Source organism: Nostoc sp. 106C (assembly GCF_002154725.1).
Taxonomy (GTDB): domain Bacteria; phylum Cyanobacteriota; class Cyanobacteriia; order Cyanobacteriales; family Nostocaceae; genus Aulosira.
The window spans coordinates 1-19,074 of the sequence record NZ_MTAW01000137.1 but is presented as its reverse complement, the minus strand read 5'-3'; the positions used below and the strand labels follow the sequence as shown (position 1 = coordinate 19,074).

The 19,074-nt window shown below is 40.7% G+C and carries 12 protein-coding genes; 8 read left to right on the top strand and 4 right to left on the bottom strand.

From position 1 onward, the window contains the following. Positions 1–15: 15 nt before the first annotated feature. The gene (locus BV375_RS21055) at positions 16–1,641 is read left to right on the top strand and encodes a hypothetical protein (RefSeq protein ID WP_086763905.1); all 1,626 of its coding nucleotides are present in this window, start codon (positions 16–18) and stop codon (positions 1,639–1,641) included. A 146-nt stretch (positions 1,642–1,787) separates the two neighbouring features. After that, entirely contained in the window at positions 1,788–2,822 is a 1,035-nt protein-coding gene (locus BV375_RS21050; protein WP_086763903.1) for a methyltransferase, read from the top strand. An 81-nt stretch (positions 2,823–2,903) separates the two neighbouring features. Here the strand turns inward: BV375_RS21050 and rpiA are convergent, their stop codons facing one another. Then, positions 2,904–3,614 carry a ribose-5-phosphate isomerase RpiA gene (gene rpiA, locus BV375_RS21045; RefSeq protein WP_086763942.1) on the bottom strand — a complete coding sequence of 237 codons (711 nt, stop codon included), beginning with the start codon at positions 3,612–3,614 and terminating at the stop codon, positions 2,904–2,906. 302 nt (positions 3,615–3,916) lie between these two features. Between rpiA and BV375_RS21040 the strand changes: the two genes are divergently transcribed. Continuing rightward, on the top strand, positions 3,917–4,597 hold the full coding sequence (locus BV375_RS21040) for an S-layer homology domain-containing protein (RefSeq protein WP_086763901.1): 681 nt from the start codon (positions 3,917–3,919) through the stop codon (positions 4,595–4,597). A 64-nt stretch (positions 4,598–4,661) separates the two neighbouring features. On the opposite strand, the gene BV375_RS21035 is transcribed toward BV375_RS21040, so the two are convergent. Further along, positions 4,662–5,228, bottom strand: coding sequence for a hypothetical protein (locus BV375_RS21035; protein ID WP_166507492.1), 567 nt, complete (start codon positions 5,226–5,228; stop codon positions 4,662–4,664). 515 nt (positions 5,229–5,743) lie between these two features. Here BV375_RS21035 and dxs point away from each other — a divergent pair. Together dxs and BV375_RS21025 are read left to right on the top strand one after the other, a co-directional pair. Then, complete coding sequence (gene dxs / locus BV375_RS21030; RefSeq protein WP_086763899.1) at positions 5,744–7,651, top strand: 1-deoxy-D-xylulose-5-phosphate synthase; 1,908 nt, start codon at positions 5,744–5,746, stop codon at positions 7,649–7,651. Positions 7,652–8,134: 483 nt separating this feature from the next. Further along, positions 8,135–9,637, top strand: a complete 1,503-nt coding sequence (locus BV375_RS21025) for a YARHG domain-containing protein (protein ID WP_086763897.1) — start codon at positions 8,135–8,137, stop codon at positions 9,635–9,637. Positions 9,638–9,928: 291 nt separating this feature from the next. Here BV375_RS21025 and BV375_RS21020 read toward each other — a convergent pair whose 3' ends face one another. After that, positions 9,929–11,098: a family 10 glycosylhydrolase gene (locus BV375_RS21020; RefSeq protein ID WP_086763895.1), complete on the bottom strand. Its 1,170-nt coding sequence runs from the start codon at positions 11,096–11,098 to the stop codon at positions 9,929–9,931. A gap of 678 nt (positions 11,099–11,776) precedes the next feature. Here BV375_RS21020 and BV375_RS21015 point away from each other — a divergent pair. Together BV375_RS21015 and BV375_RS37040 are read left to right on the top strand one after the other, a co-directional pair. Beyond that, positions 11,777–17,305 (top strand): ATP-binding sensor histidine kinase, encoded by a 5,529-nt coding sequence (locus tag BV375_RS21015; protein ID WP_086763893.1) that lies wholly within the window; start codon positions 11,777–11,779, stop codon positions 17,303–17,305. Positions 17,306–17,379: 74 nt separating this feature from the next. Then, complete coding sequence (locus tag BV375_RS37040) at positions 17,380–17,517, top strand: hypothetical protein (protein WP_166507491.1); 138 nt, start codon at positions 17,380–17,382, stop codon at positions 17,515–17,517. 170 nt (positions 17,518–17,687) lie between these two features. Here BV375_RS37040 and BV375_RS38795 read toward each other — a convergent pair whose 3' ends face one another. Next, positions 17,688–17,813: a hypothetical protein gene (locus tag BV375_RS38795; RefSeq protein ID WP_279432948.1), complete on the bottom strand. Its 126-nt coding sequence runs from the start codon at positions 17,811–17,813 to the stop codon at positions 17,688–17,690. 705 nt (positions 17,814–18,518) lie between these two features. Between BV375_RS38795 and BV375_RS21010 the strand changes: the two genes are divergently transcribed. Then, the coding region (locus BV375_RS21010) for an AMP-binding protein (RefSeq protein WP_143842152.1) at positions 18,519–19,074 on the top strand (556 nt) is incomplete at its 3' end.

Sequence of the window (19,074 nt, the reverse complement as noted above, 5' to 3'; positions counted from 1 at the left end):
ATGGGAATTTAGACAATGAAATACTTATTTTTACTGTGGGTACTTATATTGAGCTTAGTTTTTCCTAGCGAGGCTATAGCTCAAGCACAACAGCCATATACTTTAATTTCTGGACTGGGAACGCATCACCATCAAGTTTCTACCAAGAATCCTCAAGCGCAAATGTTTTTCGATCAAGGATTAAATTTGATTTACGCTTTTAATCACGATGAGGCGGCGCGTTCTTTTAAATATGCGGCGGAACTCGATCCGCAATTAGCGATGGCATATTGGGGTATGGCTCTGGCTCTTGGGCCTAATATTAACCTGGATGTAGACAGCGATCGCGAACTAGCAGCTTATGAAGCAATCCAGCAAGCTGTGGCATTGTCTAGCCATGCATCAAAACAGGAACAGGAATACATTAACGCCCTAGCAAAGCGCTACTCTAACGATTCCCACGCATATTTGTACAAGCTGGCGATGGATTACAAAAACGCAATGGCAGATTTAGTCAAGCATTATCCCCAAGACTTAGATGCAAAGACACTATACGCCGAAAGTTTGATGGATCTGCACCCTTGGCAACTCTGGTCTAAAGATGGCAAACCCCTGGAAGATACTGAAGAGATTGTAGGTGTTTTAGAATCGGTACTTCAACGTGAGCCGAACCATCCAGGAGCCAATCACTACTATATCCATGCGGTGGAAGCCTCGCTGAGTCCAGAACGCGCCCTCCAAAGTGCCAAGCGGCTAGAAACTTTAGTTCCAGCAGCCGGACACTTGGTACATATGCCTTCCCATATCTATTTCCGTGTGGGAGATTATGCTGGGGCGATGCGGTCAAATGCGCTAGCGATCGCTCAAGATGAAGCTTATATCCAAAAAAGTCACGTACAGGGTTTTTATCCCCTGATGTACTATAGTCACAATGTGCATTTCTTGGCTGTAGCCGCAGCTATGGCAGGTAGGTATCAGGATGCTATCCAAGCAGCAGATAAATTAGTTACCAATGCAACTCCTTTTGTCTCGGAATCACCAATGATTGAAGGCTACCTCGGCACTAAAATCCTGGTTCAGGTGCGCTTTAGTGACTGGGATAATATACTTAAATCTCCGGCTCCCGATGACAAATTAGTTACTACTAAAGCGCTGTGGTATTTTGCTCATGGTATGGCTAACGCCGCCAAAGGTAAAATTGAAGATGCAACAAGCGATCGCGCTGCACTGCTAAAAGCTCAAAATACCATTCCTGCTACTGCAACTATCGGCATGAGTCCTGCTAGTAGGATTTTAGATATTGCCAGCAATTTGTTAGACGCTAAAATTGCTAAAGCCAAGCAGGACTATGAATCTGCGATTAAATTACTAAAAACAGCAGTAGCTCAGGAAGACGCCCTGAACTATATGGAACCACCAGATTGGTACATTCCCGCACGGGAAGCATTAGGTGGTGTGCTGTTAGCGAAGGGTGATTATGCAGCAGCAGAAAAAGTATTTCGTGCAGATTTGCAAAAATATCCCCTGCATGGGCGTTCTTTATTAGGCTTGCAAGCAAGTTTGCAAGCATTAAATAAAACTGCTGAGGCTCAACAAGTTCAGACTAAGTTTACAGCAGCGTGGCAAAATGCTGATATGCAACTAGCTCTTGAAAAATTGTAAACAAAATTAGTCAATTTTGTTCAACTAAATATCCATAACGCTGAAAATACTTTCGCATAACTTCTTTACGAATAGACAAAAATCAAGCCTGCCTCCCGCCGCGTTTTAATTTCAAGCCTCAAGAAACTATAAGTAAGGATCTGTATATGACTCAATCTACTGACGCTCCCAATAGTGAAGTGCCCGCACCTATCGCCATGCTGCAAATGCTTTCTGGTTTTTGGATATCAAAGGCTATCTATGCAGTTGCTAAACTTGGTATCGCCGACTACCTTCTAGACAGTCCCAAAACTGCTGAAGAATTAGCTGCAATTACCGAAACTCATCCGCCATCACTTTACAGATTACTACGTGCCCTTGCCAGCGTTGGGATATTTGCCGAAGACGACAATCATAATTTTTCCTTGACACCTTTGGCTGCAACATTGCAGACAGATGTTCCTGGTTCATTGCGCTTTTTTGCAATTTCTGAATTAGGAACAGATCACTCTATAGGTTGGAATAATCTGCTACATAGCCTCAAAACAGGTGGAATTGCTTTTGATAACGCCGCCGGAATGAATGTTTGGGAATATTACGCCCAACATCCTGAAGAAAGCAACGCTTTTGATCGAGCAATGACGAATTTGACTGCTGTTGTGGTAGCAGCAATTCTCTCTAGCTATGATTTCTCAGAGTTTCAGAACATTGTAGATATCGGAGGTGGACAGGGCAGTTTAATTAGTCAAATTCTCAAAGCTAATCCAAAGCTGAAGGGAATTGTCTTCGATTTGCCCCAAGTCATCGAAGATACAAAACTGCGCCTGCAAACCGAAGATATTGCAGATCGCGTTACAGTTCTTTCGGGGAGCTTTTTTGAGTCAGTACCAGTGGGCGGCGATGCTTATCTTCTTAAGCACATCATCCATGACTGGGATGAAGAAAAAGCTACGACTATCCTGAAGAATTGTCATCAAGCTATGCCACAGCATAGTAAACTACTTTTATTTGAAATAGTGATTACCCCTGGTAACGAACCATCATTCGGTAAGCTGCTGGATTTGAATATGCTAGTGATGGCTGGTGGTCGAGAACGCACAGAAGAGGAATATCGGGCGCTGCTACAAGCTGCTGGTTTTCAACTAACCCGAATAATTCCCACCTCCTCGCCATTGAGTATTATTGAAGCTGTTAAGGTGTAGGATTGGGGATTGGAAAGTGTGGGAGGAAGAGGAGTGTGGGAAGTTATCTCTCCCCTCATCCCCCAATCCCTAGCCGTTGATCTAAAATTGCCTTACCACTGGTTGACCATCTTTAACTTCGCCAACTAAGACTAAATCTACACAGTTGACGAAAATACCATTTTCCAGAACACCAGGAATGTTATTCAGGGTTTTTTCTAGGTTTACTGGGTCGTCAATAGAGTCAAATCTCACATCTAAAACGAAGTTACCTTGGTCGGTGATTACTGGCCCAGCTTTTTTCACACCCATACGGAGTTCAGGTTTGCCACCAAGTTTTTTGATGGCATCAGTGACAGGAGTAATGGCCATTGGGATAACTTCCACCGGCACAGCAAAAGTAGAACCCAAACGATCTACTAACTTCCCGCTATCCACCACGATGATGAACTGATTTGCCAAGTAATCTACTACTTTTTCGCGGGTATGGGCTGCACCACCGCCTTTAATCAAATTTTTCTGGGGATCGACTTCATCAGCCCCATCAATCGCAATATCAATGTGGTCAATAGCGTCCAAGGTGGTGAGAGGAACGCCGTATTGCTTTGCTAGTACTTCGGACTGAAAGGAAGTAGGAACACCAACGATATCTTTGAGTTCACCAGACTGGAGGCGTTCTCCGAGAAACTGAATTGTGTACGCCGTGGTTGAACCCGTACCCAAACCGACAATCGAACCTGATTTGACTAATGCGGCGGCGGCTTTGCCAACTTCTTGCTTCATCAACTTCACGGGGTCTGCTGCTACGGTCATTCCCAAAAATGCTCCATAAAACTTATCTAAAATGAACATAACCCAAAGTTACATACATTTTGCGCTTTACTTGCCGCGATAACGTGGGATAACGAGGTGAAGGGGACAAGGGAAGCAGGAGAAGGAATGACCCTTGACTGTTGACAAACGACAAATGACAAATGACAAATGACGATATAATATTTACCTACGCAACATTGTTAGATGTGAATTCGTCATGGAACAATCAGTGTTAACAAAAATAGATTTAACATTGGTGACGTTATTTTTCATCACATTTGCGGCTGTAATTGGTTATAATTATGCGTCAGCTTATCGGTACTTTATCCTTAGTAGTTTTGCTACAAAACTTACCTGCAATTCATCTATTACAAGTAGCACAAGCCGCTTCTAGCGAGCAATCAGAAGCAATTCAACAAGTAGTTAATGCTAAATGGATGACAAACTCTCCGGATGGCAATTTTTATCCAGAAAGATTAATTAATCGTGCCGAATTAGCTGCGATTATGGTAAAAGTATTTCGACTGGATAAACGGCAGGCTGTTAGTAAAGAGAATGTAGCAACTCCAGATGTACCCTCTTCTCATTGGGCATTTAATGATATTCAAATAGCCTTAAAAACTGATATTATGAAAGGCTATCGAGGTAATTTGTTTTTCCCTAATCAAAAGGTAACAAAAGCAGAAGCCTTAGCAATTTTTGCTCAAGCTTATGGTGTATTTCAGTTTCCCGATGAAACTGTCAAGGAAATTCTGGCTTCCCATCCAGATGCAGCATCTATTCCATCTTGGGCTAAACAAGCGATCGCCACAGTAATTTCCGAAGGATTTGTCACTACAGATGCTCAAGGCAATATTTTCCCATTACGTCCTATGACTCGTGGCGATATGGCTGATATATTGAGTAAATATTTGCAACGACAACAGAAACAACCCGATACACCAGAAGTTCCCAAGGTTCCAGATAGCCCACAATCACCATAGAAGTAATGGTGTAGGTGCATTTATTCTGTAACAGAACAAAAATAGTGCCAAATGTGCAAAGATATTAATGCTTGAGCTGCCGCTTGATGCGGTAAGTGATTCCTACCGCACTCAAGGCTAAAACTCCTAAAATAGGACTTGCCTCAGGTACCGTTGTCACAGCAATATCTCCTGAATTCTTATCTATGATGAAATCAGGACCAGATTGAGGCACTTGATATAGTGAGAGATTAGTATTAACTGTTCCTGACAAATAAGTGTCACCTGCAACTTCTCCACCTAAATCTATTAAGCCAAAGATTTTTTGTGTAACTGTGTTGAAGTTGAACTTGAAATATTGAGCAGTTGAGTTGCCATTGACAACGTTATCATAAGCGGCAACAAGATTATTTAGAGGATTGAAAAAATTAATACTAAGCGATCGCAAAAATTTTGTTGCCCCAAAACCACTTTCGGAAAAACTTGCTGGGGCTGTATTCTCGTCATAACTAAAAGAACCTGTAGCTGAATAACCTCCATCACCATTCCAGCTAAAATTCAATGTCACAGCTTGAGCAGGAAAAGCTGCTGTCAGTGAGATATTTAAAGCTACCCCTGTTGCCACAGTTAGAGTTTTAACCAAGTCTCGCATCTTTATTTACCCGTTTTACTAAAGAATATTAAATATAAAAATTTCTTTTAACTTCCATGAATTAAAAGGAAGAAAATTAATCTAATTTTTAGCGATTCTCAGTGGGGTGGGCAGTGCTTACCCTACAATTAAACTTAAAAAGTAGGTGATTTTTGAAACAATCAAACCCGATTCCTATAGATAAAAAATAATTGATAGGAAAAGATCTGTCTATCTGGTGATTTATTTTCACTTAAATTGATACTTTTGTAAAGCGGTAAAAGCGAGTAATTTTACGGTAAGGTCACTCATAAAATTTGGCGATTTTACCAATTCTTCAAAGCAAAATTTATTACATTTTGTTAAATTAAATAGAGACAAGCCAACCCTAATTTTCCTTAAGGAAATAGTAGTAAAACATGCCCAATTAAACTTTAAGAATGCAACTTATTGCAAGTATGGTTCTGTAAGCAACATTACCGTGGGAAAATCAGAGAATATTCAGAAGTAGAGATTAGAGAGGAAAACCCTATAATATGCATCTGAGCGAAATCACCCATCCCAACCAATTGCACGGTTTATCGATTCGGCAACTGCAACAAATTGCCCGTCAAATCCGAGATAAGCACCTACAAACGGTAGCAGCAAGTGGGGGACACCTGGGGCCAGGTTTGGGTGTTGTAGAGTTAACTTTAGGGCTTTACCAGACACTGGACTTAGATCGGGATAAAGTTATTTGGGATGTAGGACACCAAGCTTATCCCCATAAACTAATTACAGGTCGCTATAGCAACTTCCACACCCTTAGGCAAAAAGATGGAATTGCTGGATATCTCAAGCGGTGTGAAAGCAAGTTCGATCACTTTGGTGCCGGACACGCTTCCACCAGTATTTCCGCAGCTTTGGGTATAGCTTTAGCCCGCGATTTGAAGGGAGAAAAATTTAAAGCCGTCGCCGTCATTGGTGATGGGGCATTAACTGGGGGTATGGCTTTAGAAGCCATCAACCATGCGGGACACTTACCCAAAACTAACCTGCTGGTTGTTCTCAACGACAACGAGATGTCCATCTCTCCAAATGTGGGTGCAATTCCTCGCTATCTCAACAAAATGCGCCTCAGTCCACCGGTGCAGTTTTTCAAAGATAATTTGGAGGAACAATTCAAGCACATTCCTTTTGTCGGTGAATCCTTGTCGCCCGAACTTGCGCGCATCAAAGAAGGGATGAAGCGTCTAGCGGTTCCCAAAGTTGGTGCAGTTTTTGAAGAACTGGGCTTTACCTATATAGGGCCAGTAGATGGGCATAATTTAGAAGAATTAATTGCTACTTTTCAACAAGCACATCAAATACCAGGGCCAGTTTTGGTGCATGTGGCAACAGTCAAAGGCAAAGGTTATGAAATTGCCGAACAAGACCAAGTAGGCTACCACGCCCAAAATCCCTTCAATCTCACAACTGGCAAAGCTATTCCTTCTAACAAACCCAAACCCCCAGCCTATGCTAAAGTCTTTGCCCACACTTTAGTCAAACTCGCTGAACAAAACCCCAAAATTGTTGGGATTACTGCGGCGATGGCAACAGGAACAGGTTTAGATAAACTCCAAGCAAAACTACCCAATCAATATATTGATGTAGGTATTGCCGAACAGCACGCTGTTACCCTAGCAGCTGGATTGGCTAGTGAAGGTATGCGTCCCGTGGCTGCTATCTACTCTACCTTCCTACAACGTGCTTACGACCAGATAATTCACGATGTCTGCATTCAAAACCTGCCAGTGTTCTTCTGCCTAGACCGGGCGGGAATTGTGGGTGCTGACGGCCCTACCCATCAAGGTATGTATGACATCGCTTATTTGCGTTGCATTCCTAACATGGTGTTGATGGCTCCTAAAGACGAAGCCGAACTACAACGCATGATCGTTACTGGTGTTAACTATACCAAAGGAGCGATCGCGATGCGCTTCCCTCGTGGTAACGGTCATGGTGTACCACTGATGGAAGAAGGCTGGGAACCTTTAGAAATCGGCAAAGGCGAAATTCTCCGCACTGGCGATGATGTGTTAATCGTTGGCTATGGCACAATGGTTTACCCAAGTATGCAAGCTGCGGAAATTCTCAGCGAACACGGTATTGAAGCCACCGTCATCAATGCCCGATTCGCTAAACCCCTAGATACAGAGTTGATTTTGCCTTTAGCTAAGAAAATTGGGCGCGTTGTCACCCTAGAAGAAGGCTGCGTCATGGGTGGCTTTGGTTCTGCGGTAGCCGAAGCTTTACTTGATGCCGATGTTGTAGTCCCAGTTAAGCGTATTGGTGTGCCAGATATCTTAGTCGATCATGGTACACCAGATGAATCTAAGGCGGAATTAGGTTTAACTAGTCGTCAAATAGCAGAAAGAGTTTTGGAAGCTTTCTTTCAAAAGCAGCTATCAGTTGTTGGCTAGTTAATTGTTCAGGAAACTTACATCTGCAAAGGATAATTAATCGAAAATACACTCTACAGCTAGGCTGTGGGGTGTATTTTTTTAGAAGAGTTAAGGTTCAAGGGTAAAATTATCCCGCTCCTAACCCCTCCCCGCAAGCCGAGAGAAGTCCCGATTGTAGTGCAATTAATTGAGAAGCTGTATAACTCATACTGACAACAGTCAAAAGTGCGATCGCGTCAAATAAGATGCCCGACTTTTTGTAAAAGTCGGGCATCTGGGCCTCGTTTAGGATCGCAATATCGCCTTTGGCATTCTCAACGGTAAATGGGCTTACGGTGGGCGATGTCCACCCTACGAGTAATAAAAGCGACTATTATTACGCCTGTACGAACATACAGTTTTCAGAGTGCGAGAAACTAATATAAATTGGAAAAGTCCCCATAAGAAGAGTCAGCGTATCTTCTAGAGTCAGCCGCAAGTCAAGTATTGCTTGTAATTTATATGACAATCAACCTGTTGAACGATCGCTATCAAGTTATCCGCACATTAGGTGCTGGTGGGTTTGGTGAAACCTTTCTGGCAGAGGATACTTATATGCCCTCAAAGCGCCGTTGTGTGGTGAAACAGCTAAGACCGATTCAAAATAATCCCCAGATTTACCAATTGGTAAAAGAACGGTTTCAACGGGAAGCGGCGATTTTAGAAACACTCGGCGGCGGAACTGACCAAATTCCGACTTTGTATGCTTACTTTGAAGCAGCAGGGCAATTTTATCTAGTTCAAGAATGGGTTGAAGGCGATACTTTAACAGCAAAAGTGCAACAGCAAGGATTATTTAGTGAAATTGCTGTGCAAGAATTATTGGTAAATTTGTTACCTGTCTTAGAATATGTTCACGGCAAGTATATAGTTCACCGCGACATTAAACCAGATAACATTATTTTGCGTCATCGTGACGGCAAACCTATACTAATTGATTTTGGTGCGGTGCGCGAATCAATGGGAACGGTAGTAAATTCTCAAGGTAATCCTACCAGCTCGATTGTGATTGGTACACCGGGATTTATGCCTAGCGAACAAGCCGCAGGTAGACCAGTTTATTCGAGTGATTTATATAGCTTAGGCATGACGGCAATTTATTTGCTGACTGGGAGACAGCCTCAGCAAATAGAAACAGACCCCCACACGGCGGAAATTATCTGGCGACAATATGCTAGCCATATTAGCCCAAGGATGGCAGAAATAATTGATAGTGCGATCGCCTATCATCCCCGCGATCGCTATCCCACAGCTAGAGCAATGCTGGATGCTTTGCAGAGCATAGCAAATCCGATTCCGCCGACGCAACCAGTCATTTATCAACTGCCTGTAGTCTCTGTACCACCACTGCCAACTATTCCTGTAACTACCCAGTCGCGTAATGAAGGTAGTAGTCGCAACGGTTTTGTCATTGGCGGTTTAATAGCAGGCGGGTTAATTGGTGCATCTGTAATTATTAGTCAGGTGTTGCCAAAACCTTCACAACCGATAGCACAAACAACACCAACACCAACACCAACACCAACACCAACATCGTCAACTGTTACATCTCAAATTACCGAGTCACCAACTATTTCACCATCTCTCATACAACAACCTACTTCAAAACCTCAAGCGATCGCAACTCCTACATTTTCATCGTCTATAAATACATACACAACCCCAATTAATAACGCCACAGCAAACGATTATTCTTGGCTTTCTCAAAGACTTGTGACAGATACAGATTTGCAAGGTAAAGACGGTTTTGAACTAGATATTATGCGAAATTGGGTATTTGCCATTCATGGTCGTCAGTTTGATACTCAAGGCTTACAAGATTACTTTAATAATCAATCTTGGTATCAACCTCAATATTCACCAAAGAAATTTCCTAATAAATTACTGTCAACATTAGAACGGCAAAATGTCGAGTATATTGCTAAATATCAAGACCGTTATAACCTGAGATATTTTAAAAAATAGAGGTTATCAATACCTGCAAGAAATGCAAATTTAAAAGTATCTTTAGGGTAGGCAATGCCACCAGATTCGAGTTTTTGTGGCTAATCCTGACTTTCTCAAACTTTCAAATCCTTGCATAGCCGTAACACAACGGCAATAAATAAAGCGAGAACTCAGAGCAGTGGAGAGGAACATCTACACCGCTTTTTGCCTCTCCTACGTAATATTTACTTTATAAATAGGCTCTAAAAAGAGGAGATTATAGAAACCTAAATTCTGCCTGGCTTACGTAATTACGAATTATAAATTAGATTAGTTGTTGCTTTGTGTCAAACTTTTTAAACTAGAAGCTGTTTCTTCTGGTTTTCCAGAGAGAGGGAAAACTAAAATACTCTTGATTGCCTGATTATCGACTAATTCTTTTAAGCGATGTAATTGTCGATCGCTAATGGCAATTCCAGCATAATTTTGAGCATAATTTGCTTCTTCTTTGAAGTTAGCTTCATTATAAGCTTGAATAAACACTCGATCCACATGCCAATTCTGCCAATCAGCTGCGAAATATCGTTTAGCCCAATAAGGATTATGATGACAAATATCAAAACTAACGTTCGAGTTAGCTTGTTTCATCGCAGCGATCATTTGCTGTAAAAAATTAGTTAAGTTAGCAGTGCGGTCAATTTTACCAGGTAATTCCGCATAATAACCTAGATAATCATCCCATTGAACTGCATTAATCTTCGGATATTTTTGGACGAACTCTACTAAGATATTTTTAAATAAATTAGCAACCTCAGGAATCTGGACATCAAGGACATAATGATCAATGCCTACGTATGTTTTGTCGACCCCAGGAACAATCCATTTCCGAGAAATTGCTAAATCATAAATCGGACTATTTTTATCTATCTTAATTCCTTTTTCAAAATAAGCGTGAACTTGCATTCCCTGTTTATGCGCCTCATCAATCAACCAATCTAACCATCGCTCTTGAAACTGGTTTGGGCAACTTCTATACCCTAGCGTTTGCTGCATCACGTCGCTATTGTACATAGTACAACCATTACCCCAAACACCATGAATAATTGTATTGATTCCTTGAGAATGATAGTAACGCACTCGCTCACGAATCGTTTTTTCATCAGTATTATTAGTCACTTGATAGCGACTTAAATAAATTCCTCTAATTACTTTTTTCTCCCAAGCACTTTGAGGTAATAAAGCTTTTTGAGGTGTTACTGTTTTAAGTGAAGCTTGCTTTTTATGATTTGGATCGCGATTTGAATTGCTTGATATAGAGGGAGTGGGAGCAGGATTTAAAAAAGGAAGATTTGTTAGCTGATTCTTATGTAAAAGGTTGCTAATTTCCAAATTTCCTTTCTGACTGAACCACCAATAAGTACCTCCTAAGATAACTATAATTATAGAGATTGGAATATTTGAGCATCCACATCCATTTGGCTTTTTGTTTGAGCGCGACATAATAATATTTATAAAGATAGGACTCGTATTTGATTTTTGCGAAGCTAAACCACATCTATTTTAAGAACCATAGTTTTAAAAGTAGTGGGAGCATCTTGCTCCCTGCTCTTCATAGCGGGCTTTCCGGCCCGCACTACTCCAGGTTTCAAAATGGACGAGTTTTAGGTCTACCTCCATCTCTGTTCTTTCTTGTTCCCTGTTGCTTGTTCCCGCTTGCAAACTGTTAATTTAGCATAACAAGTACGGTAGAGCCAGTAATTTCAGCTACAGTAACACTTAAATTATTTCATCAGTTGCTTGCGTACACCTGCTAAAGAAATCGGTTAATCTCGCGGTTTGTAAATGCTAAATCATCCTCATTTTAATTAATTTTTTATTTCACTCTGTATTTTCCCTTAGCTTTTTTCAAAAATTAAACCTGATTCCTATATTAATGAGGGTCATAATTTGTTAACTGACAGAAGCGGCTAGCATAAGTATTTATAGTTTTCATTAATCCTCTATATTGAGCTATTGTCTTGGGAATATTAAGTTAATAAGAGGTTATGAGAATTGCGATCGCATCGCTGGAGACTACCGCTAGGCGAAGTAATCCCCAACTGGGCTGAGTTATTACAGTTAAAAATGTCGGTTATTCCCTTTTAATGTGTCCGTTACGAGAGTTAAGCAAGAAAAATTATGACTACTCTTTTGGAATACAAAGTTAGAGAAACAGTTTATGAGGATTCGAGAACCGTTATTTACCGGACACTAAGAGAAAAAGATCAGAAACCAGTTATTCTCAAAACGCTCCGTGCTGACTGTCCTACCTTAGAGGAAATTAGCCAACTCCGTCACGAATACGATATCTCAAAGCGGCTAAAAATAGCCGGAATCGTGCAAACTTACGGACTAGAGAACTATCGCAACAGTCTGATTCTAGTCTTGGAAGATTTTGGCGGTCAATCTATCAAGCAATTTATCGATCGCAATCCTATCGATATTATTTCCTTTCTCAAAATTGCCATTCAATTAGCAAATACTTTGTTTGAGTTACACCAAAATCAGATTATCCATAAAGATATTAAAAGCCAAAATATTATTATCAATCCAGAATCTTTGCAAGTCAAAATTACTGACTTTAGTATTGCTTCGCGCTTATCAAAAGAGAATCCTAGCTTCAGCAATGCCAAATTTATCCAAGGGACGCTTGCTTATATGTCTCCGGAACAAACCGGGCGCATGAATCGTTCCATAGACTATCGTACAGATTTCTACTCCTTGGGCGTTACTTTTTATGAAATCCTCACAGGTAAGCTACCTTTTGCAACAACTGACCCAATGGAGTTGGTTCATTGTCACATTGCTAAACAACCCTTACCCCCTAGCGAACTTAACCCTAAAATTCCTGTAACTATTTCTAATATTATTCTGAAGTTATTGGCAAAGACGGCAGAAGATAGATACCAAAGCGCTCTCGGTTTGCAAGCTGATTTAGAAAATTGTCTTGTACAGCTGCAAGTTACAGGCCAGATTGAAAACTTCCTTTTGGGCGAACAAGACCGTTCTGGTCAACTACAAATTCCACAAAAACTTTACGGACGGGAAGCTGAAGTTGCCACACTCATCGAGGCTTTCGTTCGCGTCGCCACTGTCACGGAGGAACCAGCCAGTTCCGGCGCAACGGAAATGATGCTTGTGGCAGGTTACTCAGGAATTGGTAAGTCGGCTTTAGTCAATGAAGTTCATAAACCGATTGTCAAAGCCCGCGGTTATTTTATTGCTGGCAAGTTCGATCAATTTAAACGAAATATTCCTTATAGTGCCGTTGTTAACGCGTTTCAAGATTTAATTCGTCAGCTGCTCACAGAAAGTCAAGAAAGTATAGCTGTTTGGAACCAAAAACTTTTAGAGGCTTTAGGTGCTAACGCTCAGGCGATCGTTGAAGTTATCCCCGAAGTTGAACTCATAATTGGTCAACAACCCGATATTCCGCAATTAGGGCCAACCGAATCTCAAAACCGCTTCAATCGGGCCTTTCAAAAGTTTATTCAAGTCTTCGCCCAACCCATACACCCGCTGGTTTTGTTTTTGGATGATTTACAGTGGTCAGATTCAGCGTCTCTAAAATTAATTCAGCTGATGATGACAGACCCAGATAGCAAACATCTGTTGCTAATTGGAGCTTATCGAGATAACGAAGTCAGCCCTACCCATCCCTTAATGGTAACTTTGGAGGAAATTAAAAAAACGGGTGCAACGGTTAATGCGATCGCTCTACAAGCTTTAGACGTTGACCACGTTTGCCAAATAGTAGCCGATACCCTCAAAGAAAGCGAAAAATCGCAACCTTTTGCCGAACTACTGTTCAATAAAACCCAAGGTAATCCCTTCTTCTTAACTCAGTTACTCCAAACCTTGCACCAAGACAAGCTATTAACCTTTAACTTTAAATCTGACACTTGGCAGTGGGACATTGCTAAAATTCAAACCATTGGCATCACCGATTATAATGTTGTCGAACTTGTTGCTAGAAATATTCAAAAATTGCCGCCCGCAACGCAGGAAGTTCTAAAATTAGCGGCTTGTATTGGTAACTCTTTCAATTTAGATGTTCTGGCAATTGTCCACGAGAGATCTCAGCCAAAAACAGCTACAGAACTTTGGAGTGCGCTGCAATCAGGTTTAATTTTACCCCTCAGCAATGCTTATAAAATTCCTTTAGCTACCGATGACGAGTCACAAATCTTTGATAACTTTGAACAACTAACCGCAGACCGTGAAGCACTAATCATTTCCTATAAATTTTTACACGACCGAGTACAGCAAGCTGCCTATTCCCTGATTCCTGAGGAGCAGAAAAAAGAAACTCATCTCAAAGTTGGTCAATTGCTGCTAAAAAATACTCCGTCCGAAAAAATTGAAGAAAATATATTTGACATTGTTAACCAACTCAATATTGGAGTAGAACTGATTAGCGAACGCATCCAAAAAGACGATCTAGCTCGCCTAAATTTAATTGCAGGCCGCAAAGCTAAGGCCGCAACTGCTTATGAACCAGCGGTGAGATACTTAAGAATTGGATTGGGACTGCTAGCACCTGATAGTTGGCAAACTCACTACGATCTCACGCTCAACCTCTATGTAGAAGCAGCAGAAGCAGAGTACTTAAACACCAACTTTCAGCAGTCAGCCGCCTTAACTGAAGTCACATTGCAAAATGCGACTAACCTACTCGATAAAGTAAAGGTGTATGAATTGCAAATCCAATTTTATTTTGCTCAAAGCCAGATGAGTGCAGCAATGGATACGGGACTTTCTGCACTCGAAATGCTGGGAGTTTCTTTAACATCTGTCCCGAATGATGTGGATTGGGTTTTTGAGTTGCCTCAAATTGAGAATTTAGATAATCTTCTCATCATGAGCGATCCTCACAAACTGGCAATCTTGCGGCTCCTAATAACTGTTTCGGCCAGTTCTACCTTTGCTAGACCTGAGATCTTGCCACTTATTATATTGACTCAGATTAATTTCTGTATTGAACAAGGTTATTCAGGGCTAGCGGCTTTTGCCTATGCTTTGTATGGGATGCTTTTGTGTACGGTCAAGGGGGAGACGGAGACGGGATATCTTTCCGGTCAATTGGCATTAGAACTGTTAGATAAATTTAATGCTAGAGAACTCAAATGCAAAGTATATAACCTCGTCAATCTCTTTATCCGCCCTTGGAAAGAGCATGTTAAAACAACTCTCAAACCATTTATCGAGGGAGCACACAGCGGACTAGAAACAGGCGATATTGAATTTTCTAGCTATTGTGCAATGAACTACTGCACCAATTTATTTTGGGTAGGAGAGCAGCTGGATAAGGTTCAGCAGCAGCAAACACAATACTTCAATTTCTTGCTCAAGCTAAAGCAAGAATATTGTATTGACTACATTAAAATTGTGCGACAACTTACCTTAAACTTATTAGGAAAAGTCCAGGATAAATACCAACTAACTGGTGAAAGTTTTGATGAATCGCAAAGCTTACCTGCATTTTTAGCAGCAAACAATCCTATTTTATTGTTTACTACCTACAATGCTAAATTAATTTTACTGTATCTATTTAAAGACTTTGCTCAAGCAGTTGCCAGCGCGAAAATGGCAGCAGGCTACATTACGCCTGTTGGTGGGTGGGTGATAATTTTTGGTAACTATACCTTCTTCTATTCCTTGGCTCTTCTCGGTTTGTATTCTCAAGCGAAAACTAGCGAAAAACAACAGTACTTAGCTCTAGTGGAAGAACATCAGCAAAAGATGCAGCAATGGGCCTTGCGCGCTCCTTGCAACTTCCAGCACAAGTACGAACTTGTAGAAGCCGAAAAAGCGCGAGTCTTAGGACAAATCGTTGCAGCAATGGAGCTTTACGATCGCGCGATCGCCAAAGCTAAGGAGCACGGATACATTCAAGATGAAGCCTTAGCCAACGAACTAGCAGCAGAGTTTTACTTTTCACTTGGTCGCGAGAAAGTAGCTCAAACTTATTTAATTGAGGCTTACTATACCTATATCCGCTGGGGAGCAACAGCAAAAGTTAAAGATTTAGAATCAAGCTATCCAGAAGTTTTCTCTCAAATTCATAAACGAGAAACTTCAGATAGAGATTTAACTCAGACGACAAACTCGACTAGTGGAATTGCTTCTAGTATCCTAGATTTCACTACCTTTATCAAAGCATCACAAGCCCTAACTGGGGAAATCGTCCTGAGTCGCTTGCTAGAAAAGTTACTAAAAATTGTCATGGAAAATGCAGGCGCTCAAACGAGTTACTTGCTTTTAGAAAAAGAAGGACAGTTATTAATTGAGGCTAAGGGTTCCGTCGAGCAAGATGAATTCACTCTATGCTCGTCTATTCCTGTAGCAACTACAGCTGCTTACTTACCACTCTCTTTAATTAATTATGTGATCCGAACGAAGGAAAATATTGTCTTAAATCATGCCGTTCAAGAAGGAAAATTTACTAAAGACCCTTATATTGCTAAATATAAGCCAAAGTCGATTTTATGTATTCCTCTAGTTAATCAATGTCAATTAATTGGCATTCTTTACTTAGAAAACAATCTCACCACCGATGCCTTTACTTCCCAAAGACTCGAAGTTTTAGGACTGCTTTCTTCTCAAATGGCAATCTCTCTGAAAAATGCTCTACTATATGCCAATCTAGAATCAGCTAACGGAAAACTCAAAGAAGCAAAAGAAAGCTTAGAAGATTACAGCAGAAATCTTGAACAAAAAGTCAAGTCAAGAACGCTGGAAATTCAGGAAAAAAATCAGCATTTACAACAAGCTTTGCAACAATTACAGCAAACCCAAACTCAACTAATTCAAACAGAAAAAATGTCAAGTTTGGGACAACTTGTAGCTGGAGTAGCTCACGAAATTAACAACCCAATTAACTTTATTAATGGCAACCTTGTTCATACAAGTAGATATCTTCAAGATTTGCTACAGCTAGTGGAAGACTACGAACAAAACTATCCCGATCCTGTATCGGAAATTATTGATAGACAAGAAGCCATTGACCTAGAATTCTTGAAAGAAGATCTACCAAAAACTCTAGAATCAATGAAAATGGGGGCCAATCGCATCCGTGAGATTGTGCTGTCACTACGTAACTTCTCCCGCCTGGATGAAGCGGAAATTAAAGATGTAGATATTCATGAAGGCATTGACAGTACATTGCTAATTTTGCAGCATCGCTTGAAAGAAAAAGCAGGACGACCGAGAATTGAAATTTATAAAGACTACATTCAACTCCCAGAAGTTGAGTGCTATCCTGGGCAGCTGAATCAAGTATTTATCAATATTCTGACAAACGCTATCGATGCCATCGAACAACAGTATGGAGATAGTAATGTTCTATGCTCTTTAGAGCAAAACAATGGAAAAGCTTCCAACTCAATCATCAATTCGCCAGCTATTCATATTCGTACCCAACGGTTAGATCTTGACCGCGTTGCGATACACATCACAGACAATGGCCCTGGTATGAAAGAAGAAGTACGTTCTCGAGTGTTCGATCCTTTTTTTACAACTAAACCAATTGGTTCTGGTACGGGTCTAGGATTGTCGATTTGCTATCAAACTATTGTTGAAAAGCACCGAGGTCAACTGAAGTGCAACTCTGCACCAGGACAAGGAGCTGAATTCATCATTGAGATTCCCATCCAGCAGCAGAACTGAAAAAACAATTTTTTAGGGCTTATACCAATTCCAGGAAAAAATGAGACAGATGCGTAGGTTGGGGAGCCACTCACGTGGGTGGGTTTCCCGACTTGAGTGAAGTGGCGTTTGAACTGAGTGAAACCCAACAATTACGAGACTTTGAAGTGTTGGGTTTCGTTCCTCAACCCAACCTACATCCACTACATCCACTGAAAAAAACAATTTTTTAGGGCTTACACTATTCAACGAAAAATCAATGGTTTGGGTAAGAGGTGTAGGTGTTCAAAACCCTAACATCTTCAAACCTCTACCTCCATAAAGAATTCTTATGCATAAGTCCTGTTTTTGTTAGCGAAATAGCTGAGGGTAAATTTGTCTCCAAGCCAGATGCAGACACCTATTAACTGTTTGCGAGCCGAAACACGTAGGCTCCTTCAAAAAAGGATTGATTGAGGACTGCGATCGCAATTGCTTCGGGAGTAATAAACTCTAGATAATTTATGGTTCTTCTGCTAACTGATCGCATTAATTAATATTAAAGTAGATTATAATTGAAAATTACCACGTTTGCAGGAAAACTTAATAACCTTTGTTGTATGTCCGTAATGATACATAATTATTCTAAATTATTAATGAGAATGACAACAGGCTTTCTACTTATTTTTTGTCATTAGAATCTATAGGTTACAAAAATTAAAGCTCGTATATAAACAAATTATTTAAAACATTAATTAGATACCTGCACCTTACTTTTATAAGGCTATAGCAGCAATTTTGCGTATTTTGAAAACACCAAAAACTCGCATTAATAGATAATCTACCTGTTAGATTTATAAATTTGGTGGGAATACTATATACAAGTTCAGATAATTATTCACAATTCAAAATTTTTCACATTGTCGCATATATTATGTTGTCTTCTTAGTGTGAATTATTTAGGTTTTTATACTAAATGGACTGTGCGACAGATTAAACAAGAGGCAAGCAATAGTTAAATCGTATTCTTATTTAAAGTCTGCTATCACAATCGGTTTTGGTATTTCTATGAAAATTTTTATACCAAAAAAATCGGTAGTGGAAAATCCCTGGTGCGATAGTTCAGAGGTTGGAATGCGGGCTTTAAGTAAAACTTAACCAGAACGAGCAAATGCTTCAGTCAAGGCAAGCAACTTGATAAATTTCAGAGTGCATCATTCATCGCTTATTCAATTTTCAGGGAAGGCGCAATCCAATGCTCAGTTACTTTCAAGATGCATCTGTCCACCAGCTATTTGAAGTTCATGTGGAGCAGTCGCCTGATTCTATAGCAATAGTGTTTGAGGACCTAGAAAGTCAGCATTTTCAAAGAATCCTCACTTACCAAGAGTTAAATGTCCGTGCTAATCAACTCGCGCATTACTTAAAGACTCTAGGCGTAGGTCCAGAGGTACTAGTAGGTATTTGTGTAGAGCGTTCCATAGATATGATAGTCGGGATATTAGGTGTCCTAAAAGCAGGCGGTGCTTACCTTCCCCTCGACCCCAGCTACCCGAAAGAGCGCTTAGCGTTCATGCTAGAAGACTCCCAAGTGCCTGTGTTACTAACTCAGGAACGTTTGGTTGAATCTCTGCTTGCCCACAAAGCACGAATTATTAGCTTAGATGCAGATTGGGATGCAATTGCCCAGCAGAGGCCAGAAAACCTCAACAGCGAAGTCACTCCAGACAACCTCGCTTATATAATTTATACCTCCGGTTCTACAGGACAGCCCAAAGGTGTAATGATTACCCATCGTGGTATTTGCAATA